25 protein-coding genes and 1 riboswitch are annotated in these 22514 nt (G+C 36.8%); of the genes, 20 read left to right on the forward strand and 5 right to left on the reverse strand.

All coding sequences use genetic code 11. The features are described from left to right. From ACPLVF_RS04135 to ACPLVF_RS04190, 12 genes are all read left to right on the forward strand, one after another. Window positions 1-627: a V-type ATP synthase subunit D gene (locus tag ACPLVF_RS04135; protein WP_424906561.1), complete on the forward strand. Its 627-nt coding sequence runs from the start codon at window positions 1-3 to the stop codon at window positions 625-627. Window positions 628-905: 278 nt separating this feature from the next. Continuing rightward, window positions 906-1670, forward strand: a complete 765-nt coding sequence (locus ACPLVF_RS04140) for a YwmB family TATA-box binding protein (RefSeq protein WP_424906562.1) — start codon at window positions 906-908, stop codon at window positions 1668-1670. Window positions 1671-1689: 19 nt separating this feature from the next. After that, the gene (gene murA / locus ACPLVF_RS04145; RefSeq protein WP_424906563.1) at window positions 1690-2940 is read left to right on the forward strand and encodes a UDP-N-acetylglucosamine 1-carboxyvinyltransferase; all 1251 of its coding nucleotides are present in this window, start codon (window positions 1690-1692) and stop codon (window positions 2938-2940) included. 71 nt (window positions 2941-3011) lie between these two features. Continuing rightward, entirely contained in the window at window positions 3012-4028 is a 1017-nt protein-coding gene (gene spoIID / locus ACPLVF_RS04150) for a stage II sporulation protein D (RefSeq protein ID WP_424906564.1), read from the forward strand. A gap of 59 nt (window positions 4029-4087) precedes the next feature. Beyond that, a complete protein-coding gene (locus ACPLVF_RS04155; protein WP_424906565.1) occupies window positions 4088-4909 on the forward strand; it encodes a peptidoglycan DD-metalloendopeptidase family protein in 822 nt (273 codons plus the stop codon). A 116-nt stretch (window positions 4910-5025) separates the two neighbouring features. Then, complete coding sequence (gene spoIIID / locus ACPLVF_RS04160) at window positions 5026-5274, forward strand: sporulation transcriptional regulator SpoIIID (protein WP_424906566.1); 249 nt, start codon at window positions 5026-5028, stop codon at window positions 5272-5274. Window positions 5275-5356: 82 nt separating this feature from the next. Then, on the forward strand, window positions 5357-6367 hold the full coding sequence (gene mreB / locus ACPLVF_RS04165; RefSeq protein WP_424906567.1) for a rod shape-determining protein MreB: 1011 nt from the start codon (window positions 5357-5359) through the stop codon (window positions 6365-6367). 8 nt (window positions 6368-6375) lie between these two features. Then, window positions 6376-7140: a flagellar hook-basal body protein gene (locus ACPLVF_RS04170; RefSeq protein WP_424906568.1), complete on the forward strand. Its 765-nt coding sequence runs from the start codon at window positions 6376-6378 to the stop codon at window positions 7138-7140. Between the two features lie 110 nt (window positions 7141-7250). Then, a complete protein-coding gene (flgG, locus tag ACPLVF_RS04175) occupies window positions 7251-8057 on the forward strand; it encodes a flagellar basal-body rod protein FlgG (protein WP_424906569.1) in 807 nt (268 codons plus the stop codon). Window positions 8058-8077: 20 nt separating this feature from the next. Further along, window positions 8078-8407: a hypothetical protein gene (locus ACPLVF_RS04180; protein ID WP_424906570.1), complete on the forward strand. Its 330-nt coding sequence runs from the start codon at window positions 8078-8080 to the stop codon at window positions 8405-8407. Between the two features lie 49 nt (window positions 8408-8456). After that, window positions 8457-8879, forward strand: a complete 423-nt coding sequence (fabZ, locus tag ACPLVF_RS04185) for a 3-hydroxyacyl-ACP dehydratase FabZ (RefSeq protein ID WP_424906571.1) — start codon at window positions 8457-8459, stop codon at window positions 8877-8879. 57 nt (window positions 8880-8936) lie between these two features. After that, complete coding sequence (locus ACPLVF_RS04190; protein WP_424906572.1) at window positions 8937-9806, forward strand: hypothetical protein; 870 nt, start codon at window positions 8937-8939, stop codon at window positions 9804-9806. Window positions 9807-9812: 6 nt separating this feature from the next. Here ACPLVF_RS04190 and ACPLVF_RS04195 read toward each other — a convergent pair whose 3' ends face one another. From ACPLVF_RS04195 to ACPLVF_RS04205, 3 genes are all read right to left on the reverse strand, one after another. Then, complete coding sequence (locus ACPLVF_RS04195) at window positions 9813-10550, reverse strand: AIR synthase related protein (protein ID WP_424906573.1); 738 nt, start codon at window positions 10548-10550, stop codon at window positions 9813-9815. Then, the gene (locus ACPLVF_RS04200) at window positions 10540-11031 is read right to left on the reverse strand and encodes an ECF transporter S component (RefSeq protein ID WP_424906574.1); all 492 of its coding nucleotides are present in this window, start codon (window positions 11029-11031) and stop codon (window positions 10540-10542) included. Before ACPLVF_RS04200 ends, ACPLVF_RS04195 begins: the two co-directional genes overlap by 11 nt. An 80-nt stretch (window positions 11032-11111) precedes the next feature. Continuing rightward, window positions 11112-11289, reverse strand: a riboswitch (cobalamin riboswitch). An 89-nt stretch (window positions 11290-11378) separates the two neighbouring features. Next, window positions 11379-11852: a Spy/CpxP family protein refolding chaperone gene (locus tag ACPLVF_RS04205; RefSeq protein WP_424906575.1), complete on the reverse strand. Its 474-nt coding sequence runs from the start codon at window positions 11850-11852 to the stop codon at window positions 11379-11381. A 348-nt stretch (window positions 11853-12200) separates the two neighbouring features. On the opposite strand from ACPLVF_RS04205, the gene ACPLVF_RS04210 reads away from it, so the two are divergent. Both ACPLVF_RS04210 and ACPLVF_RS04215 read left to right on the forward strand, forming a co-directional pair. Continuing rightward, entirely contained in the window at window positions 12201-13490 is a 1290-nt protein-coding gene (locus tag ACPLVF_RS04210) for a cyclic 2,3-diphosphoglycerate synthase (RefSeq protein ID WP_424906635.1), read from the forward strand. 219 nt (window positions 13491-13709) lie between these two features. Beyond that, entirely contained in the window at window positions 13710-15344 is a 1635-nt protein-coding gene (locus ACPLVF_RS04215; protein WP_424906576.1) for a M20/M25/M40 family metallo-hydrolase, read from the forward strand. A 188-nt stretch (window positions 15345-15532) separates the two neighbouring features. On the opposite strand, the gene ACPLVF_RS04220 is transcribed toward ACPLVF_RS04215, so the two are convergent. After that, window positions 15533-16021 (reverse strand): ECF transporter S component, encoded by a 489-nt coding sequence (locus ACPLVF_RS04220; RefSeq protein WP_424906577.1) that lies wholly within the window; start codon window positions 16019-16021, stop codon window positions 15533-15535. Window positions 16022-16098: 77 nt separating this feature from the next. Continuing rightward, window positions 16099-16608 carry a transcription repressor NadR gene (locus ACPLVF_RS04225; RefSeq protein ID WP_424906578.1) on the reverse strand — a complete coding sequence of 170 codons (510 nt, stop codon included), beginning with the start codon at window positions 16606-16608 and terminating at the stop codon, window positions 16099-16101. A gap of 204 nt (window positions 16609-16812) precedes the next feature. Between ACPLVF_RS04225 and ACPLVF_RS04230 the strand changes: the two genes are divergently transcribed. Genes ACPLVF_RS04230 through ACPLVF_RS04255 form a run of 6 tightly spaced genes read left to right on the forward strand, consistent with a single transcriptional unit; the run spans window position 16813 to window position 22508 of the window. Further along, on the forward strand, window positions 16813-18894 hold the full coding sequence (locus ACPLVF_RS04230) for a ribonucleoside triphosphate reductase (protein WP_424906579.1): 2082 nt from the start codon (window positions 16813-16815) through the stop codon (window positions 18892-18894). Further along, window positions 18885-19580 carry an anaerobic ribonucleoside-triphosphate reductase activating protein gene (locus ACPLVF_RS04235; RefSeq protein WP_424906580.1) on the forward strand — a complete coding sequence of 232 codons (696 nt, stop codon included), beginning with the start codon at window positions 18885-18887 and terminating at the stop codon, window positions 19578-19580. The genes ACPLVF_RS04230 and ACPLVF_RS04235 overlap by 10 nt, the downstream gene beginning before the upstream one ends. An 11-nt stretch (window positions 19581-19591) precedes the next feature. Next, on the forward strand, window positions 19592-20173 hold the full coding sequence (gene mobA / locus ACPLVF_RS04240) for a molybdenum cofactor guanylyltransferase (protein WP_424906581.1): 582 nt from the start codon (window positions 19592-19594) through the stop codon (window positions 20171-20173). A 14-nt stretch (window positions 20174-20187) separates the two neighbouring features. Next, on the forward strand, window positions 20188-21321 hold the full coding sequence (locus ACPLVF_RS04245; RefSeq protein WP_424906582.1) for a cation:proton antiporter: 1134 nt from the start codon (window positions 20188-20190) through the stop codon (window positions 21319-21321). A gap of 28 nt (window positions 21322-21349) precedes the next feature. After that, a complete protein-coding gene (locus tag ACPLVF_RS04250; RefSeq protein WP_424906583.1) occupies window positions 21350-21715 on the forward strand; it encodes a P-II family nitrogen regulator in 366 nt (121 codons plus the stop codon). Window positions 21716-21743: 28 nt separating this feature from the next. After that, on the forward strand, window positions 21744-22508 hold the full coding sequence (locus tag ACPLVF_RS04255; protein WP_424906584.1) for a tRNA (adenine-N1)-methyltransferase: 765 nt from the start codon (window positions 21744-21746) through the stop codon (window positions 22506-22508). The last annotated feature ends 6 nt before the right edge of the window (window positions 22509-22514 follow it).

Consider the following 22514-nt stretch of genomic DNA (forward strand, 5'->3'; position numbering starts at 1 on the left):
ATGGAATTGCGGGTAAATCCTACCCGGATGGAATTGACGAGGTTAAAAAGAAGGCTTGTTACTGCGAAAAGGGGCCATAAGCTTTTAAAGGATAAACAGGACGAGCTTATAAAAAAATTTATCGATATGGTAAAACAAAACAAAGAGTTGAGGGAAGAGGTTGAAAAAGAGCTTGCCGAGGCTTTTAAAAATTTCACAATGGCAAGAAGCCAAATGCCCGACAAGGTTTTAGAAGAGAGCTTACTTATTCCTGCAGCAACTGTGGGAATTAATGTTAAAAGCCAGAATATAATGAGCGTAAATATTCCTAAAATAATTATTGAAAAAAGCGAGGTAAAAAGCCTTTATCCTTATGGATTTTCTAATACTTCTGGCGAACTTGACAGCGCGATTTCTACCTTAGCGGAACTTCTTCCCAAAATGATAAAACTTGCGGAAATGGAAAAGTCCTGCCAGCTTATGGCTGATGAAATTGAGAAAACAAGAAGAAGGGTAAATGCTCTGGAATACGTCATGATTCCTCAATTAGAAGAGACAATAAAATATATAACAATGAAGCTTGATGAAAACGAAAGGGGCAACAGAACCCGTTTGATGAAGATTAAAGAAATGGTCATGAAAGGATAACCCCTTGTTGAGTATATATAATTTTTAAAAATAAAGCCGCTGCTGTAGCGATTGCTATGGCAGCGGTTTTTTCGTTATATTTTGTCGCAAAGTGTATAAAAAATTTTTTTAAAGTGACAAAAACATCTATTCTTTTTCAAAGGAAAATGCGTTTAGAAGTCAAATTATTATGAAAATATATATTAATAGTTAAATTTATTGTAGATATAAATTTTTGCATATATTTTGCATAGTATTATATAAATCCGTAAATAATTAATTTGGGAGGAGAAAATAAAATGAAGGTTGTAAAAATACTTATTACATTGATGATTATTTTTTTGCTTACTACTCTATCAGCATACTATATTTACGCTGCCTCTTATTCAAAAAAAATTGGGGATGAAGCAGTATACGATTTTTTAAAATCCATAAAAGCAGAAAATATTACGTATAATTTAACCGATTGGTCTTTAATATCTAAGGACTATAAAAGCCTTGAACAATTAAAGTCCCTTTTTAAAGATGTAGAAACGGTATTATTCACAGGAATTTCGGATCTTAAGGAAGAACAAAGAGAAAAAAGCAGCTTTATATTAGCAGAAGGCTATAAGGAGAAAGATACTTATGTAAAGCTTGCTCTTCAAAGTTTTAAAATTCCCCCCGGCTTTGAGATGGAAGGGCAAACTTTTATTGCAATAAATGTAATGAGCAATAATAGTAAAAAATTAGAAGAAATGAAAAAAATTATCAAAGAAGTAATCGAAAAAAATGGTGGAAAATCAAGAAAAACCACTTGTTTTTATGGTCAAATTTATAGTAAATTAGATATTAATGGACAAAATAATTTAATTGAGGAATTAAATAAAAAACTACATATAGAGTATTTCGATGTTAGTAAAGATGGCGAAAGGGTTGTTGTTAGAGGATACAGCAAATTATTTGAAGAAGGACTTTTAATAATGGATAAACTTTATAATGTTGAAGTAGAAATATCTGAGGATGAAGAAAAAAATAATACTATTATATGGATAGGTGTACCCGTCTTAACTGCTGAATTTTAGTTTTTTGGGGGGAAAAAGATTGTCAAAATTCATTATAGAAGGCAGGAGAAAATTATCTGGGAAGGTTAAAGTTAGCAGTGCAAAGAATGCAGTGCTTCCTGTACTTGCGGCTACTCTTTTAACACAAGGTGAAAGCGTAATTGAAGATGTTCCAAAGCTGGAAGATGTAAATGTAATGAAGGAAGTTATCACTGCATTGGGGGCAAAGTGTACCCAAAAGGAAAAAAAATTTATTATTAATTCGGCAGATATCAATTCCTTTGAAGCCCCGTATGAGTTGGTAAGAAAAATGAGGGCTTCTTTCTTAGTGATGGGGCCTTTGCTTGCAAGGTTTGGAAAGGCTAAAATCTCAATGCCTGGCGGTTGTGCTATAGGTAGCAGACCTATAGACCTACATCTAAAAGGTTTTAGTGCGTTGGGAGCCAAGATAAATTTGGGTCACGGCTACGTTGAGGCTACAGCTGACCAATTGGTAGGGACGACGATATATCTGGACTTTCCCAGCGTAGGAGCTACCGAAAACATAATGATGGCAGCGGTCCTTGCTCAGGGCCAGACGGTCATAGAGAATGCTGCCAAAGAACCTGAAATAGTTGATCTGGCGAATTTTTTAAATTCCATGGGAGCAAAGATAAGGGGAGCAGGAACTGATATAATAAAAATAGAAGGGGTAAAAGAACTAAAAGGCATATCTTATACCGTCATCCCTGACAGAATAGAAGCAGGGACTTACCTCGTAGCAGGTGCTATAACTGGGAGCGAAATTATTGTTGAAAATGTACTTTCAGAGCATTTAAAGCCAGTAATTGCAAAACTAATGGAATGTGGTTGTAAGATTTACGAAGAAGAAGATAAAATTTTGATAATTGGTAACGAGAGGCCTAATCCTGTTGATATTAAAACTATGCCATATCCGGGATTCCCTACAGATATGCAAGCTCAAATGATGGCATATCTTACTTTGTGTAAGGGGACAAGTATGGTAATTGAAACAGTTTTTGAAAATAGATTTATGCATGTGGAAGAACTTAAGAGAATGGGAGCGAAAATAAAAATAGAGGGTAGAAGCGCGGTTATAGAAGGAGTGGAAAAACTTACCGGTGCACCTGTAAAAGCTACTGATTTAAGAGCTGGTGCAGCTTTAATTATAGCAGGTCTTGCAGCGGATGGAGTTACAGAGGTATTAAATTCTTATCATGTGGATAGAGGGTACGAGAATATTATTGAAAAACTATCTTCCTTAGGAGCAAGAATAGAAAGAGCCGATTAAAGGCTCTTTTTAATTTTTTCATAACTGGTCCCCCTTAAAAATAAAATTAATACTAAACAGGGGGCTTTTTTATGAAAAAAAATGATTTAATAACAATATTTTTAGTTTTTTTTATGTTTGTAATCATTATTGGGATTCCTGCTTTGGCAGTAAAAGGTTGCGGTTCAATAGAAAAAAAGGAATTTATTGATTCAAGGGAAAAGGGGAATGAAAAAGCAAGTAGGGAAGTAAAAATTAATGTATTCATAAATTCGAAAAGTAGAATAGAGCAGTTACCTTTGGAAGAGTATGTAAAGGGAGTTGTGGCAGCTGAAATGCCTGCAAATTTTAATATTGAGGCCTTAAAAGCCCAAGCAGTAGCTGCAAGGACTTATGCAGTAAAAAGAATGATAAATTTTGGAGGAAGCGGATGTGCTTTGCACCCGGGAGCTGATGTTTGCGATGACCCTACTCACTGCCAAGCATATATTTCTAAAACAGAAATGATTAAGAAATGGGGGATATTTGCTTTTTATCATTTTTATTCAAAAATAAATCAAGCTACTTTAGCTACAAAAGGTTTGGTCATATTATACGATGGTAAACCTATAGATCCCCTTTTTCATTCTACAAGCGGAGGGCGAACGGAAAATTCCGAAGATGTTTGGGGTAAGTACATTCCTTATCTTAGAAGTGTGTCAAGCCCGGGGGAAGAGGATTCACCTAAATTTTTGTCGGTAAAAAGTATACCTGTATCAGAGATGGTAGTAAAGTTTAGAGAAAAATGGCCTAATATAGTTATAGACCCCAAAAATCCTGAAAAGCAGATGGAGGTTTTGGAAAGAAGCAGTGGGGGCAGAATAAAAAGAATTAAAATAGGAAATATCGAGGCAAAAGGGACTGATATACGAGAGCTTTTTGAATTAAATTCTACAAATTTTACATGGGTGAGAGAAAAGGATGAAATAAGGTTTACTACAATAGGATACGGTCACGGGGTTGGTATGAGCCAATATGGTGCAAACTACATGGCTAAAAGAGGCTGTAATTTTATTGATATATTAAAACACTATTATACGGGAGTGGTTATTCAAAAATTTTACGAATAATTTACATTAAATGTATAAAAATAAAAAATTTGGCCATACTCTTAATGAGGTGATGAAGTTTGGGAATTTTCGATAGAATAAGAATGAAAACAACAGGGAGTTTAAAAAGATTTTTCCGCTGGCCCTCATTAAGAGTAGGATTGCTGATAATTTTTTTGATCATCTTGTTTACGGCAAACGGAGTTTTTTGGTATTTATACTATTTTAGCCATAAGGATATAGAAGAAAACAAAGCAGAAGAACGGCAAAAACAATGGGAAATAAATTTAAATGAAAAACCATTAGATGAAGCTAAGTTAAAGGAGGAATACAGCTTAAAACCGGAAGAGAAGAAGGAAAATATAAAAAAAGAGAGCACATTAGTATCAGAAAAAGCTGGTGGGAACATAAGGACGGTTGCAAAACAAAATAGCAATATTAAGGATTCTAAACAGGAAATAGTTGAGGTAAAGGAGACAGCAGATTTAAATTTAATTACTCTTCCCGTTACCGGAAAAATTATAACAGAATTTAGCAAGGATACATTAATATATTCAAAAACCCTAAATCAATGGTGCGTACATAAAGGAATTGACATAGCTGCTGATTTGGGGACTCCTGTAAAAGCCGCACTTTCGGGTACAGTTGTTGAAATCAAAAAGGACGACCCCATTTTGGGTGTGGTTGTGGTTATAGACCATGGAAATGACATAAAGACCCTTTACGGCAATTTAATGTCAGATAAGCTTGTTCAAAAGGGTAAAAAGGTAAAAAAGGGAGAAATAATAGGAGGTGTAGGCAATACTGCTCCTTATGAATCAGAAGATCCTCCCCACCTTCATTTTGAAATAATAAAGAACAACGAAAACATAGACCCACAACAGTTCTTCAAAAATGTATAAATTTTATAAATTTAAAAAAAGCATGGCATTATGCCATGCTTTTTCTTCTACAAATAATGTATGGCTCATATATATATAATAAGTATTTTAATGGGGTGAAGGGGGAGCTTTTTTCGATGAAGGACTATATGAGAGAAAGGGTTCTTGCCATAGCTTCTTATATTATTGAGACGAAGGCTACTGTAAGGCAGGCAGCAAAAGTATTTGGGGTTAGCAAAAGCACCGTCCATAAGGATATTACAGAAAGGCTTGTAGAAATTAATCCTTTAAAAGCCATGAAGGTTAAAGAAGTGCTGGAGTTTAACAAGGCAGAAAGACATATAAGAGGAGGTAAAGCTACTAAAAAGAAGTATCTAAATCTTTAATAGAAGGAGGATTTTTACTTAGAATGTAGAATTTTATATAAGCATATAAATACACTTTTAACAGGAGGTTACATAATCTAACATGGATATAGGAATTGATTTAGGGACTGCTACTGTACTCGTATATGTTAGGGGCAAAGGTGTTGTGCTCCAGGAACCTTCTGTAGTTGCATTGGACAAGGATACCGGCAAACTCCTTGCAGTTGGTGAACAGGCAAGAAGGATGATCGGTAGGACACCAGGAAATATAGTGGCTTTAAGGCCGTTGAGAGAAGGAGTAATTGCAGACTATACTACTACGGAATTAATGTTAAAACATTTTTTAGGCAAGGTAATACAAAAGAAATTAATAAGGCCTCGAGTTATGGTGTGTGTTCCAGCTGTAATCACTGAAGTGGAAAAAAGGGCTGTTATTGAAGCAGCTACGGCAGCAGGGGCAAGGCAGACCTTTTTAATTGAAGAACCTGTGGCAGCTGCCATTGGGGCAGGTATAGATATTTCAAAACCCGTTGGGAACATGGTCGTAGATATAGGAGGAGGCACTACTGATATTGCGGTTTTGTCATTGGGCGGCATAGTGTGCGGGACATCGCTTAGAATTGCTGGTGACAAATTTGACGAAGCAATAATGAAATATGTTAGGAAAGAATTTAATTTAGCTATTGGTGAAAGAACAGCAGAAGAAGTAAAAATGAGCATAGCTACTGTTTACCCTGAAGAGGGAGAGGAAAGAGAATTAGAAATCCGAGGGAGGAGTCTAATAAGCGGGCTTCCGCAGACCATAAAAATTACATCTTTCCAGACCTCTGAAGCCTTACAAGAGCCCGTTGAGCGCATAATTGAAGCCATTTTTAATGTACTTGAAAAAACCCCACCGGAATTAGCCGCGGATTTAACGGAAAGAGGGATTGTGATGACAGGAGGTGGTTCTCTATTACGAGGCCTTGACAAATTAATCGCCAAAAAGACTAATATTCCTGTGTATGTGGCTGAAGACCCCGTTTCCTGTGTGGCTCTTGGGGCTGGAAAAGCACTGGAGTTTTTAGATGCCAATAAAGGGGTTAAGATTTCCCTTTTTTCTTTGAGGAGGTGATAACATAAATGATAAGAGGCCTTTATATATCCGCTTTCGGGATGCAGAAAGGCATAGAAAGGGTTGATGTGATTTCCAACAATATTGCTAATATCGATACGCGCGGTTTTAAAAGGGACAAAGCAGTTTTTCGCTCCTTCCCGAGTATGGAACTTTATAGGTACGAAGGTCAGCCCCAGGTTTCTACAGAATTTCCTTCCTATGTTGGTACAATCTCTCTTGGAGTGAATTTAGATAGAATTTATTTTGATTCCTCGGAGGGCATGTTGGAGGACACAAAGGACCCGTTAAATTTTGCATTGACAGATGAAGAGCCGGGTCTTATCAACTTTTTTACAATAATTACCCCTCAGGGATTAAGGTACACCAGGGATGGAAGCTTTTTTTTAAACAGCGAAGGGTTTCTTGTAACAAAAGAAGGCTATAATGTAATGGGAGAAAATGGGCCGATAAAATTAGAGAATAAGGATTTCACCGTCAACGAGAAGGGGGAAATTTTCCAAGAGGGAGAAAGGAAGGATGCCTTTAACATAGTTTCCTTTCAACCCAATGAAGTTGAAAAGGTGGGCGAAGGGCTTTATTCTTCTCCCTTACAGCCTCGTCCGCAAAATGCAAAGGTTTTACAAGGATTTGTTGAAAAATCTAATGTAAATCCAGTATATGAAATGGTAGAATTGATAAATGCCTTCAGGGCTTATGAGGCAAGTCAGAGGGCAGTAAAAGCAATGGACGACACCCTTGGGCTTGCGGTAAATGAATTGGGCAAAATATAGGTGATAAAATAGGGGCTGGACTGCTCTGCAGAGGCCCCTCCAGCTGCCGAATGACTGAGGCAGTGCTTTACGTTTATAATCCAAAAAACAGAATATAGGAGGGGAAAGCTATGATGAGGGCACTATGGAGTGCAGGCTCGGGTATGCTTGCACAGCAGCTCAATGTGGATACTATTGCCAACAACCTTGCGAATGTAAATACTACCGGCTTCAAAAAAAGTCGAATTGAATTTAAAGATTTGATTTATGAAACCTTAAGGAGGCCCGATGTATACGAAGGAGGGAGCGGAACGCCTGCTGGCTTACAGGTTGGCCACGGCGTAAGGCCTTCAGCTTCCACAAAACTTTTTACCGAAGGGAATTTGCAACAAACGGGTAATACCTTCGACCTTGCCATTGAGGGAGACGGCTTCTTTGTAGTAGAAAAACCGGATGGGACCAAGCTTTTTACGAGAGATGGTTCTTTTAAGATTTCAATAGATGGGCAGGAAAGGGTTTTGGTCACTTCGGAAGGCTATAAGGTTTTAAGTGCGGATGAGGATTACATAACTATCCCAGAGGAACTTTCGGAAATAAGCATATCAGCCGATGGAGTGATTACGGGCAAGGATATCGACGGCAATATTCAAGAAATAGGCAGGATTGGCCTTGCTAAGTTTTTAAACCCTGCGGGTTTGCTATCAGTAGGGAATAACTATTTTGAACCCACTTCTGCATCGGGAGAGTATATTTTAAAGCAGGATCCGACGGACAAAGGGTTTGGAAGTGTTTTACAGGGATTTTTGGAAATGTCAAATGTTCAGGTGGTAGAAGAAATGGTTAATTTAATTGTAGCTCAAAGGGCGTATGAGATAAGTACGAAGGCGATACAGGCCTCCGATGAGATGCTGGGTGAGGCCAATAACTTAAGAAGGTAAGCATTTAGGGGGAACCTATTTTGAATATAGAAAATTTTGTAGACTATAAAGGATATAAATCAACCAATATTTTAAATTTAAGTAAGACAAATCACACGAAAGATAAAAGGGATGAACTGAAAAAGGCTTGTAAAAGTTTTGAAGCCCTTATTTTGAAACAATTTTTGAAAGAAGCGTTAAAGGATTTTCCTTTGGGGCAAAGCAAAGATTTCTCCTTTGAGGTTGCAAATGCGTTTTTTATTGATGCCCTTGCGGAGAAAATTTCGGAAAGCAAAAGTTTAGGTATTGCAGAAAAGCTTTATAGAGACCTTTCTAAGTATATAGATAAACAAGAAGAGGCTTATAATTGAAAACAATCTTGTTTTTAAATAATTTATCACAGAAAAAGGAGAATCAGGAATGCTTGATACAACAAAAATTTTGGAAACCCTTCCCCATAGATACCCTTTTTTACTTGTTGATAAAATATTGGAAATCGAACCTGAGAAATACGCAAAAGGTTTAAAAAATGTAACCATTAACGAACCCTTTTTTCAGGGGCATTTTCCAGGCAACCCCATAATGCCCGGGGTTTTAATCGTTGAGGCTCTTGCTCAAGTAGGAGCATGTGCTTTATTAAGTTCCGAAAAGTATAAAGGCAAATTAATATTGTTTGCAGGAATTGATAATATGAGGTTTAAAAAAAGGGTTTTACCAGGTGATACATTAACATTGGAAGTAAGCATCTTAAAAATAAAAGGGAGTGTCGGGAAAGGAAAAGCTACAGCTTACGTTGGTGAAGATATAGTAGCAGAAGGCGAGCTGACCTTTGCTGTTTCATAAATAAAAATGAAACATTTGAGGAAAAATACTCTTAAGGTTAGAAAAGAGGTGTTATTTATGAAACCCTCAAAAACCTTAAGGGTATTTTTTTACTTATTCATATTTTCACTTCTAATTTTGTGTATTATCAATGGTTGTTCAAAAGGACAGGAAAAATCAAGCCCCAATTCCGGTTCGGAAAAAAGTAATAAGGTTGACAATTTGCTTAGAAAATTGGAAGAGGAAGTCAATTCTTTAATCACTGATTTGGAAGGGGAATTTTTTAAAAAAATAATTCCTGCAGAGCAGGGTCAACAAAGTCAAAGTAAGCAAGGACAGCAGGGTTCAAATAAAGACAAGGAGCAATCGAAAGAGAGTCAAGGACAATCAAAACAAGGACAAGGAGGGGGAGGACAAAAACAAGAGCCTGACTGGGAAAAATTCGAAAAAAAAGTAACTGTAATTCACAATATATGGGATGATTTCCGGGGAGAGGCTGCGATGCAAGGTTTTGGAGAAGAGGAGCTCGATACTTTCAATGATAAGTTGAACCAGCTAACGATGATGTTTACCCAAAAGGATTTATACGGCGCCATTGTTTCTACAAATGATTTATACGGGATTTTATTAAGGTATTATAAAGACCCAAAAGAAAAAACGGCAGGACCTGCAAAAAAGACCTTGTTTTATGTGAGGTCTGCCACATACAGAGGTTTAAAAGGCAGTTTTGAAGAATCTCAAAAGGATCTTCTTGAAGCGGTCAAATCTTGGGAGTATGCAAAAGCGGTGGTTGAGGACCCTGTTTTGAATAAAAAGACTGAATTTACGATAAAGGACCTTATTGAGGCTCTAAAGGCAAGGGATCCAAATCTTATAAAGATAAAGTTCATGATAGCTCAAAAAAATTTAGAAAAAGCTATTGAGAAAGCTGAAAAGGCTAAAAGTTAAAGGATTTTATACAACTTCGCCTATAAGGTGTAACGGTTTTGAAAGATCTAAAAACAAATTATTTTCTGCAAAAATAATCGTGCAGGTGCATGGGCCTGCGGATTTTTTTATGTCTAAAGGCAGTGGATAGTAGAGCCTGTAATTCAACAAAGTATTTGATGAAAAGTTTTCTAATTCTCCTAAAATTCCTTTAGAACCCACAGGTATTATTTCATTTACTTCCTTTGAATTTTTCAATTTTATTAGGGTTTTCAGGTCAAAAATGTCGTTGTCTTCCAATTTCACTTCATTCCCTACTTTTGGAATACCCACTACATATATCTTGTTACCCCTTTTTACCCTACCCACGAGGAGGTTTTCTCTTTCATATACTCCTATACACGTCACGCCCAACCCCGTTTGTACAGTGTGAATATTTTTTTCCGTGCTAATCGTTATTGGAAGATTTTCTTTATTTATCTCTTTAAGTTCGCTTTTAATACCATCCAGGATAAGATCACCTGTCGGATGAGGTTCTGCTGCTATACAGACGCTTAAAGCAATAGGTTCGGCATTAATTGAAATTATTTCCATCAAAGCTACCCTTGAAGTGAACCTTCCGAGAATGTAAGGAGACACTTTTACCACATCCCTTTCTTTATCGCCTATTCCCCCTGCTGAATCGCAAGAAATGGCTAAATTTATACTACTTGGCAATTCGATTAAAGCCGCATCTCTATGTGTCTTAATTTTATTAAAAAACATTTTTATCACCCGTCAATTTTTTTATACCTCTATATACCATATCGGCAAGAAATATATTTGCAAAAGAGGCTACCAATAAGGGTACAACCATTGCTAAGAAAAAGGGTTTTCCGAAACCCTTAATAGGAATAAAACTTGCAGGAGCGGCAACACCGTTTAATAGAATAGCTATAACATCACCGATGTAACTATTTTTCGTATAAATTATTCCAAAAATGAAAGCAAAAACAGCCATTTCTATTCCTATTAAAATATGCAGGGGCAGAGTGAGAGGAAACCCCACCACAAGGCTTGTAAAAATGTGACCTAAAAAAGCACATACAGCGCCGCTTAAAGGGTCAAGTAATAATGCTGCAAGGAAACCAGGCATTGAGTCAAAGGCCACCGTGCCTGTAGGGCTTGGTATTTTAATATTTGCTCCAATGTAGCTTAAAGCTATAAATAAAGCCATATAAATTATTTTTTTGAGATTTTTGGACATTAAAATAACCCCCTCATTTTTTAATTAAAAATAAAAAGCCCACAGTCTAAATTTTTTAGACCGTGGACTTTACCATCATCCACTGGCTCTGCTTTAAGGCAGGTCTCCTGGCTCGGGTTCATATCTTCCTTACGCCTTCCCGGTTTCCCAGTGGCATAATTGTAAGGAAAATCCCCCTTACAGTGGCGGGTCCGCGCCGGAATTTCACCGGTCTTCCCTATTCTCCCTTTTTTGGGCACCTTAAAGCAAAAAGAATGTTTAATTTTCTAAAAAAATTATATTAAAATTACAAAAAAAAGTCAAATAAAAAAAGCCCCGAAGGGCTATTTTAAAATAAAATTGGACTGTTAGTATAATGGACAAACACCATTGCCACCAAAACCTCTAACTCCAAAACCGCGTCCAGCTTTTCCTTTAAAACCGCCGGGTAAACTGCTTTGATTCTGAAGCTTTGAAAGCTGTTCTGAGGTTAAAACTCCCTTGATTTTTTCGAATTCCTCCTGCTTTAAGGAAAGCATTTTGTTCCTTAATTCGTTGATTTTTGAAACCTTTTCATCGATCAATTTTTGATCCGGATTTTTTTGGAGGTATAGATTCTTCAACTCAAAATTTAATTTTGCCATATCGTTTCTTAAAGTCTGCATTTTTTCAAAATACTGTGTTCTTATATCTACTATTTTTTTGATCTGTTCATCGGTGAGGTCGAGGCTTTTTAAACCCTGAACATTTCCGGTTCCCATTTTAGGAAACGCATAAGCGAAGGTTGCTATACCGAGGATAAAAACTATCAAAAGCCCCATTACAAAAAACTTTTTAATCATTAAAAATCCCTCCTTGTTATTCTTGTTTATTCTTAGTATAAACCCATTTTATGATGATATTGTGATGAAATTGAAAACAATTTATAAAAAAAATTTTAAAAAAGTTAAAATCTATATTTTTAATAAGCAAAAAGGATTTTACTGCAAAATAATTTTGCGCAAAAATGAAAAATATGCAAAAAACTAAAATTGTTTGTTATAAATTTTAAATATATTCAGCATTATAAATGATGTAAATGAGGGAAATTAAGTGGCATGAATTTTGCTATATAAAATATCAACAGGTGTAAAAAAAATTATAAAAAGCTGCAGGGAGGGGTTTAAGTGTCGAGAAAAAGGGTAATCATCATGGGAGCAGCCGGAAGGGATTTTCACGTTTTCAATACTTTCTTTAGAAACAACGACTATTATGAAGTGGTTGCATTTACCGCTACCCAAATACCAAATATTGAAGGGAGAAAATATCCGGCAGATTTAGCAGGAAGGCTTTACAGCGAAGGAATACCCATTTATCCCGAAGAACAATTGGAAAGCTTAATAAAGGAACTCGATGTGGACGAAGTAGTTTTTGCCTATAGCGATGTATCCCATGAGGAAGTTATGCATAAAGCTTCGAGGGTATTAAGCGCGGGAGCGGATTTTAAACTTCTTGGACCCAAGAGCACAATGATAAAATCAAAAAAACCGGTAGTGTCCGTATGCGCTGTCAGGACGGGAGTAGGAAAGAGCCAGACGACGAGGAAAGTATGCAAGGTTTTAAAAGAAATGGGTAAAAAAGTAGTCGCTATAAGGCATCCGATGCCCTACGGTGATCTGTCAAAGCAGGTGTGCCAGAGGTTTGCTTCTTATGGAGATTTGGACTACCATAAATGCACCATTGAAGAAAGGGAAGAGTACGAGCCCCATATTGATATGGGCATAGTAGTTTACGCCGGAGTGGATTATGAAGTCATTTTAAGAGAAGCAGAAAAAGAAGCGGATATTATAGTTTGGGATGGAGGGAACAACGATTTTCCGTTTTATAAATCCGACCTCCATATAGTTTTGGTTGACCCGCACAGGCCCGGCCATGAACTAAAATATCATCCGGGAGAAACCAACCTAAGAATGGCAGATGTTTTAGTAATAAATAAAATAGATACTGCACCTCCGGAAGGAATAGATGCGGTAAGGAAGAGCATCGAGGCGGTGAATCCAAAGGCTATTGTTGTCGAGGCAGCCTCTCCTATATTTGTAGAAGATCCGGAGAAAATTAAAGGGAAAAGGGTTTTAGTTATAGAAGATGGTCCTACACTGACACATGGTGAAATGACCTATGGAGCAGGTTATGTAGCAGCGAAAAAATACGGTGCTTTAGAAATTATCGATCCAAGGAGATATGCTGTGGGAAGTATAAAAACCACTTATGAAAAATATAAGCATCTTTCCTTAATCCTTCCCGCAATGGGTTACGGTGAAGAGCAGATGAGAGAATTAGAGAAAACTATAAATCAAGCAGAATGCGACACCGTAGTTATAGGAACGCCCATAGACCTTACAAGAGTAATAAACATCAATAAACCTTCGGTGAGGGTCAGGTATAAACTTCAGGAAATTGGAGAACCTACTTTGGAAGAAATATTAAGGAGATTTGAGTAGATAAAAGTTTATATAAAGTTAAAAAGTAAGGCTGTTGGAATTTTATTCATGCCCAACAGCCTTATCCTTATGAGCTTAAATTCTGTTATAATAATAATTGGGTATTCTCAATCATCCTTAATGAAATCGAAATTTTTAATATATTTATATTTTAAGAAAGTTTATGTTTTGAATTATAATTCATGGAGTACTAATTAAGGAAAGGCAGTGATTTTTAAAATGAAAGAATTTTTAGTCGATCTTGTAAAAAAGCTTACCGAGCAAAGCAGTATTGTGGGGACCGATGGGGAAATTAAAATAGCACACCTTATTTACGATGAATTGAGTAAATTAGAATATTTTAAGAAACATCCGGGAAATTTATTCCTTAGCGATATTAAAGGCGATTCCTTGGGGAGAAAAAATGTTATTGCTGTTGTAAAAGGCGAAAAGCAAGACATTGATGATACGATTATCCTAATAGGGCATATGGATACGGTGGGTGTAGAAGATTACGGAAACTTAAAAGAATTTGCTTTTTGCCCAGATGAATTAAAAGATGAGCTAAAAACAAAGAGTTTAGATGAAGATGTCATTGAGGATATGAATTCGGATGATTGGCTTTTCGGCAGGGGAATTTTTGATATGAAGGCAGGTGTAGCTGTAGAAATAGGTCTTTTAAAAGAGATAACGGAAAACATTAAAGATTTTAAAGGCAATATAGTATTTTTGGCATTGGCGGATGAAGAGGGGAATTCAAAGGGAGTTCTTTCTGCAGTAGACGATTTATTAAAACTTCAAGAGAAGTACGGATTTTCCTATCAGGCGGTTATAGATACCGATTACATGGCACCGAAATTTACGGGGGATGAAAAAAAATATATTTACATAGGAACGGTAGGAAAACTCTTGCCATGCTTTTATATATACGGTAGGGAAACCCATGTTGGTCAGGCTTTTGAAGGTCTTGATGCGAACTTAATTGCTTCGGAAATTCTTAAGGAAGTGGACCTTTCCTTTGAACTTTCTGATGTGGTAGAAAATGAGGCATCACTTCCTCCTATAAGCCTATGCATGAGGGATTTAAAACAGGAATATTCCGTGCAGACGGTCAACGAAGCCTATATATATTTAAACTATTCAACCTATATAAGCACTCCCGATGAAGTTATCGATAAGTTAAAAAATAAAGCCTATAAAGCCTTTACAAATGTAATAAACAAATTAAATAAAGAGTATAAAACCTACTGCGAGGCAACAGGCCAGCCTTTTAAAAAGCTTCCTTTTGAACCAAGGGTTTTAACCTTTGAGGAAATGTATAAAGAGGTATGGGAAGAAACGGAAGGAAAAATTGATGAAATTTTAAAAAAGAAAAAACAAGAACTTCTGAGGGAAAATATTGATGAGAGGCTTTTCAGCTTGGAGATGGTAAGGGAAGTTCACAAAAACTGGTCCTATAGGATGCCGGTGGTTATTATTTATTTTTCTCCACCCTATTATCCTCATATCTATGTAAAATCAGAAGATGAAAGAGGAAGAAAGCTTATAACTGCAATTATTGAAGCGGTAAAGAAAGCAAAATCAAAATACGATTATGAATTTGAGGTAAAAAAGTTTTATCCATATATTTCGGATTTGAGCTATTTTGCGATACCTGATAAAAGAGAAGCCATTGATGCACTGACAAAAAATATGCCTGGATATGGTGAAATATACTCTTTACCCTTTGAGTCTATATTAAAGCTTAATTTGCCTGTTGCCAATATTGGCCCATTTGGTAAGGATGCCCATAAATTTACTGAAAGGGTAAACGTAAAGTATTCTTTTGAGGTTTTGCCTGAATTAATCGAAGAAGTTATAAAAAATCTTTTATGAAAAGGAAGCAGTAAAAAGCAAAAAACAATTGATAAAAATAAATTAAAAGATAAAAGAAAATATCGAATTTAAATATAAAACCTATAAACATAAATAATGAAACCCCTTAAAGATAGTAGAAAATCTACTTTAAGGGGTGAAAATTTTTCAAAATTTATTTTTTTATTTAAGTCAAATTTATAAAGGCTTTATCTAATTTTCGCTATAGCTTTTGAAAGCACAGTTCTTACCAAAACCACTGATATTCCGCTGTCCATAAAGTGGTGAATAAGCGTTCCCACTCCTACAATATAAAAGGCTTTATACATACCCGCACCGAAAGGCAGTACTATTAAGGCTTCTCCGAGGGCATGGATTGGAGCTGTCAAAATCAGTGCTTTTTCAAAGGAAACGCCTTTTTTAACAAGATAAGCGCCTATTATGCCGAATATTACATGTATAAATGCCCTTGCCGCTATCATTGGGCCCATCATAATTAAAAAGCCCAAAGTAGAACCCAAGCCAACCATTCCGGCCACAAGGGGGTTAATTAGGAAGGAAATCATTACGGGCACATGAGATGCGAGAGTGGCTGAAAAGGGCGGGATGTATATTCTAAGATATGCCCCGAAAGAAAGTGGTATAATTAGTGCTAAGGCTGTCAAAAGCGCCCCGGTTATAATATTTTTTGAAGACACGGAAACTCCCTCCTATCCATCTCTTACAGATATTTTACTGTATATACAGCTGCATTGTCAACTATTTTTGTAATTTTTTATTCCAGCAATATTCCCTTTTCTTTTAGTATCATTCTTGCCTTATTTATAGCATCTTCATTAATGGCTTCTATTGTATGAAGATGTACTCCACCGGTTAATTCTGAAAGGAGGGCAGCTTCCTTTTGTTCAAGGTTATTTAGGAAATTTTCTACATCCTTAGAATTTGAAATCATTAAAATTCCGTGAAGTTCGCCATAAATGGGGTGTTCTACAATCACGTCCACTATCTTGCAGCCGCATTCCACAAAGGTCATCAATTCTTCTTTTAACTCCTTTCGACTGTGGCGACATGCTACCTTTTTTGTTATTAAGCGCTGGGAAGATTCTATCATATAGCCCGAAGATGTTGAAAATATATCCTTTCCCGAAGCGCGGAGTATCGCAATATCCTGAACAATAATTTGCCTTGTAACGTTAAACAACTTTGCAAGCTCATTTCCGGGAATGGGTTTTTTTGTCTTTTCTAAAACTTCAATTATTTTTGCTCTTCTTTCTTCAGCGTTCATTTAATCCCTCCATGAAAAAATTATTAAAAAGTTTTTTTTAAATTATAACAAAAAGTCTACTAAAATACTATGGATTAGATTATTAAAATGTTTATACAGCCCAAAAATATGCTTTGACTACAAAATTTAGATTTAATAAAATAAACAAAGAGATATGCGATATACTATTGGAAAATAATGGAATAGTAATTGGGGGTTTTAAAAATGTTAAATAAAATAATTAAAAGGGATGGTAGTTTACAGGATTTTGATAGAAAAAAGATAGAAAACGCCATATTCAAAGCAGCAAGGGCGGTAGGTGGTAGTGATAGAAATTTGGCATCTAAATTAACCGATGAGGTAATAAATATCCTCGAAGAGAAGTTCACGGAAAGTATACCTACAGTAGAGAATATCCAGGACATTGTTGAGAAGGTATTGATAGAAAATGGGCATGCAAAAACTGCAAAAGCTTACATCCTTTACAGAAAGCAGCATCAGGATATCAGGGAATTTAAGAAATTGTTTTTGGATATTGAAGAAACCGTCGACCAGTACATAGGCAGGGCCGATTGGAGAATAAACGAAAACAGCAACATGGGATATTCCCTTCAGGGGCTTAACAATCACATTTCCAGTGCTGTGATTTCAAAATACTGGCTTAACAAAATATATCCCGAAGAAGTGAGGAATGCCCATATCAACGGGGATTTTCACATTCACGATTTAGGGCTTTTATCCGTCTACTGCTGCGGTTGGGATTTAAAGGATTTGCTCTTAAACGGGTTTACAGGTGTAAAGGGTAAGGTTGCAAGCAAACCGCCCAAACATTTTAGGTCTGCCTTAGGCCAGATAGTTAACTTCTTTTATACCCTTCAAGGAGAAGCTGCAGGGGCACAGGCCTTGAGCAATTTTGACACATATCTTGCGCCGTTTATTTACTACGACGGATTGTCTTACAGAGAAGTCAAGCAGGCAATTCAGGAATTTATATTCAATTTGAACGTCCCCACAAGGGTGGGGTTTCAGACTCCTTTTGTAAATATTACCTTAGACCTTGTCCCGCCTGAAATAATAGCAAGGGAGCCAGCAATCATCGGTGGAGAAATTATGGATAAGACCTACGGAGAGTTTCAAAAAGAGATGGACATGTTAAACCTTGCTTTTGCGGAAGTAATGATGGAAGGAGACGCAAACGGAAGGATATTCACCTTTCCCATTCCAACCTACAATATAACCAAGGAGTTTGACTGGGAAAACCCCGTTGTGGACAGGATAATGGAGATGACCGCGAAATATGGTCTTCCGTATTTTTCTAATTTCATCAACAGCGATATGAAGCCCGAAGATGTACGTTCTATGTGTTGCAGGCTAAGGCTGGACAACCGGGAGCTCAGAAAAAGGGGAGGAGGGCTTTTCGGGGCAAACCCCCTGACGGGTTCCATTGGTGTAGTTACAATAAACATGCCGAGAATCGGTTTTCTTTCAAAAACCGAAGAAGAATTCTTTGAAAGGCTCGGACACCTTATGGACGTCGCAAAAACAAGCCTTGAAGTAAAAAGGAAAGTGCTCGAAAGGATGACTGAAGAAGGCCTTTATCCTTACGCGAAATTTTATTTAAGGGATGTATACGCAAGGTTCGGTTCCTACTGGCAGAACCACTTCAATACCATAGGCCTTGTAGGGATGAATGAAGCCCTTTTAAACTTCATGGGATGCGGCATTGCCGACCCGGAAGGCAGGAATTTTGCCCTTAAAGTGCTGGATTTTATGAGGGAAAGGCTTTCCCAGTATCAAGAGGAGACAGGTATATTATATAATCTTGAAGCAACTCCTGCAGAAGGGGCATCCTATAGGCTTGCAAGGAAAGACAGGGAAATGTTTGGCGATAAGATCATCACATGCGGTGAAAAGGAACCTTATTACACCAACTCTACCCAGCTTCCTGTAAATTATACCGATGATGTATTTGAAGCCCTGGATCATCAGGAAGAACTTCAAATAAAGTATACGGGTGGAACGGTTTTCCACATGTTTGTTGGAGAGAAAATAGACAAGGATGCCTGCAAGGCACTTATTAAGAAGATTGCGGAAAACTATAGAATACCCTATTATACCCTTACGCCAACTTTTTCCGTATGCGAGGACCACGGATATATAACGGGGGAACACTTTAGTTGTCCTTACTGCAGCAAAGAATGCGAAGTTTACAGCAGGGTTGTCGGGTATTACAGGCCGGTCCAATGCTGGAACAGCGGAAAACAAGCAGAGTTTGCAGACAGGAAGGAATTTAGGATATGGCAGTAATTTACGATTTTTTACCGGTTACCTTAGCGGATTATCCTGGTATGGTAGCTACTACGGCATTTGTGGCAGGGTGCAATTTTCATTGCCCTTACTGCCACAATGCCCCCTTGATTAAATTTTTAGAGCCTGATGGGGAAAGGGAAGGAAAATTTTTTTTACACCTTGAAAACAGGAAGAATAAGATAGACGGGGTAGTCTTGACGGGAGGGGAACCTACCTTAAATCCGGGGTTGAAAAATTTAATAGAGAAGATAAAAACTATGGGGTTTAAGGTAAAACTGGATACGAATGGGTCAAGGCCGGAGGTTATTAAAGAGCTTTTGCGGGAAAACTTATTGGACTACATCGCAATGGACTTAAAGGCGCCTTTTGAAAAATACGGAATTTTTACTAGAAATGAAGAGGATATTTTAAATATAAAAATAAGTATTGAGATCATTAAAAAAAGCGGTATTCCGTATGAATTCAGAACAACGGTCCATGAAAAGATATTAAATTTTAGGGATTTTCAAAAAATTGCGGAACTCTTAGAAGGGGCGGAATGCTATGTTTTACAGGCTTATAAATTTTCCAAAAATGTACTTGATGAGGAATTTTGCGGCAAGGAGCCGACTTCGAAAGAATTTTTGTTAAAAATTAAAGAATTAATGATTAATAGAGTAAAAAGACTGGAAATAAGGTTTTGAAAGGGATTTTTATGAATTTATCGGCTGTTATATTAAACGGGGGAAGTTCAAAAAGGCTCGGAATAAAAAACAAAGGACTTTTAAAAATAAATGATAAGACATTATTAGAAATCATTTACGAAGTTTTAAAATCTATTTTTGAGGAAATAATCATAATTACCAATTTCCCTGAGGATGTAAAATCATTAAAATTGAATGTTTCCCTTTACACTGATGAAATCCCTGGGCTTGGGCCATTAGGAGGAATATACACCGGTTTAAAAAAAATCTCATGCGAAAAAGCCTTTTTTGTTGCATGTGACATGCCTTTTATAAGAAGGGATTTAATTTTAAGGATGTCCAAGGAAGCTTTCTACCATGAAGCTGTATGTCCCTGTTATGAGGATTATATAGAACCTTTGCACGCATTTTACGGAAAGGACTGCCTAAGTGCCATCAAGGAGATATTAACGGAAAAAAGGAATTTGAAGGTAAGGGAAATTTTCAATTATGTTGATACCTGCTTTTTTAAAGTATCGGAAAAAGACTTTAATACCTTTTTTAATATAAACTCATGGGAAGATTATAGAAAAATTAGAAGCTTTGCAGAATAGAAGGGGTAAGAATTTTGGAACTGTTGGAACTTGCCGTAATCTTAGCAGCAGCAAGAATAGGGGGATACATTGCTACAAGATTCAACCAATCCAATGTATTAGGGCAGATTTTAGCAGGTATAATAATTGGTCCATCCGTAATCGGTGCGGTGCATTCCACCGAAGGATTGGAATTTATGTCTCAAATAGGGGTAATACTTTTGATGTTTCTTGCAGGCCTTGAAACTGATACAGAAGAGCTTTTTTCTTCGGGCCTTTCGTCTACCGTCATAGCTGTAGGTGGGGTAGTTGTTCCTTTTGTATTAGGAACTTATACTTCCCTTTTTATGCACGCAAGTCTTAAGGAAGCGTTATTCTTAGGCACCATACTTACGGCAACATCCGTGAGTATAACGGTGCAGACTTTAAGGGAGATTAATAAATTAAATTCAAAGGAAGGCATAACAATAATGGCTGCAGCCGTTATTGACGACGTTTTGGGCATTTTAGTGCTTACTGGAGTTTCAAGCTTTATTACCGGGAAGGGAAGCGTATTTGAAGTAATAATCAAAATTTTAATTTTTACTGCTGCAATTTTAATTATAGGATATTTATTATTAAAATATCAAAAAATCTTTTACAACTTTATGAGCGGAACAAGAAGTGCAACTTTTGCCTTGGTGTTTTGCTTTTTGCTTTCCTTTTTTGCAGAAGAGGTTGAGATAGCGGCAATTACAGGAGCATACTTGGCAGGGGTTTTGCTTTCCAACACGATTTATAAAGAAAAAATAATAAAGCAGATAGAGTCGCCGGCTTTTTTGTTCTTTACCCCGGTCTTTTTTACCAATATTGGCTTAAAGGCTGACGTAAAGACGATGATGACCGGAATAGTATTCAGCATAACTATAATTATTGTTGCAATAGTTGGCAAAATAGCAGGATGCGGATTGACGTCCAAATTATTCGGCTTTAAATGGAGGGAAGCCTTAGCAGTAGGAATAGGGATGATTCCTCGAGGAGAAGTAGCTTTGATAATTGTTGACCTCGGATTAAAAAAAGGGATTGTATCTCATAAGGTTTTTGCCACATCGGTTTTAATGGTGCTTGTCACCACCGTTATTCCTCCGCTGTTTTTAAAAGGGTTATTTAGCAAGAAGGAAGGGGCTTAAAAATTTTATTTTAAAGGGGGAGTATTAATTGTACCTTTTTGTGATAATATTAAATAAGCCGGAGAAATTGACCAAGGTTTTGGAGGTTATGAGGAAAAACGGGTCCAAAGGGGCAACGGTGATAGATTCTATCGGTGCAGGTGAAATAATGAAAAAATTTGAAGAGGATCAACCTATGATAGCCAGTATAAAGCGTTTAAAGGAAGATGGTTTTTATACCAATAAAACCATCTTATCTGTTGTAGAAAGCAAGGAAATTCTTGAAAAAATTGCAGAAGCTGTTGAGAATGAGGTAGGAAGCTTTTCTGATAAAACCATGGGGATAATGTTTTCAATGCCTTTAAACATGGTGAGGGGCGGAAAGATAGGAAGGTTTGACAAGGTTTTTGAGTAAAAAATAAATTCATAAGGAGGCAGAAAAATTGGGAGAAGGGTTGAGCAACCTTAGGCTGATAGTCGATGATGATGGATTTAAAAAGGTTGCGGATGTTTCGAAGGATAAAAAAATAGGGATGCCCAATGGACACGTAGATTCGGAATTTATTAGAAATTTGACTCCGGGAAGTTCTTTTGAGTTCAACGGCAGAAAATTTCATGTTTTTGAATGCGGCATGTTTGATTACGTTATGTACAAATTAAAACGTCAGACCCAGATAGTTTATCCTAAGGAAGGGTATTACATAATGATGAAATTGGATATAGCTCCTGGGAAAAGGGTAGGAGAAGCGGGGACGGGTTCCGGAGCTTTTACGGTATGCCTCTCGAGGGCTGTAGGACCTGAGGGGAGGGTCTATACCTATGAGCAGAGGGAAGAATTCTATAACCTTGCTAAAAAGAACTTTAAGGAGGGTTTGGTTTTTGACAACGTTGTTTTTTACAATAAATCAATAAATGAGGGTATCGAAGAAAGGGATTTAGATGCCTTTTTTCTTGATGTCAGGGAACCCTGGGAGGTAATTGATAAAATAAGAGAGGCTTTAAAACCATCGGGTAATTTGGGAATTATCGTGCCCACAGCAAATCAGGTTAGCGAGACCATGAAAAGTTTAATAAAAAACAATTTTTTCATTGATGAGGCTGTGGAGATAATGACGAGGAAGTATAAATTAAACCCAGAAAGGCTTAGACCTGAAGATTTGATGATAGGGCATACGGGTTACCTAATATTTGCAAAAAAAATGATATAATATAAA

Origin of the sequence: Thermovenabulum sp. (genome assembly GCF_049701175.1) — a bacterium.
Taxonomy (GTDB): Bacteria; Bacillota; Thermosediminibacteria; order Thermosediminibacterales; family Thermosediminibacteraceae; genus Thermovenabulum.